Genomic DNA, 286 nt, shown 5'->3' on the forward strand with positions numbered 1-286 from the left:
ACTTCCTCACCGGAACCACGTGGCAGATACACAGCCAAGAGTTCGGCGTGCTGGCGCTCGTGTCGGCGACGCTGATGGTCACTATCGGGTCGGCCGTCATCGCGCTCCCGCTCGGCGTCGCCACCGCCATCTACCTCAGCGAGTACGCGAGCGCGCAGGCCCGGTCGATTCTCAAGCCGGCGCTGGAAATCCTCGCGGGCGTCCCGACCGTCGTCTACGGCTTCTTCGCGCTTATCTACATCACCCCGGCGCTGGAAGTCGTCTTCCCCGACATCGGGACGTTCAA

The 286-nt window shown here is 65.0% G+C and carries 1 protein-coding gene; it reads left to right on the plus strand.

The features are described from left to right. The coding region (locus HKX41_11150; protein NNC24688.1) for a phosphate ABC transporter permease subunit PstC at positions 1–286 on the plus strand (286 nt) is incomplete at both ends.

Source organism: Salifodinibacter halophilus (assembly GCA_012999515.1).
GTDB lineage: Bacteria > Pseudomonadota > Gammaproteobacteria > Nevskiales > Salinisphaeraceae > Salifodinibacter > Salifodinibacter halophilus.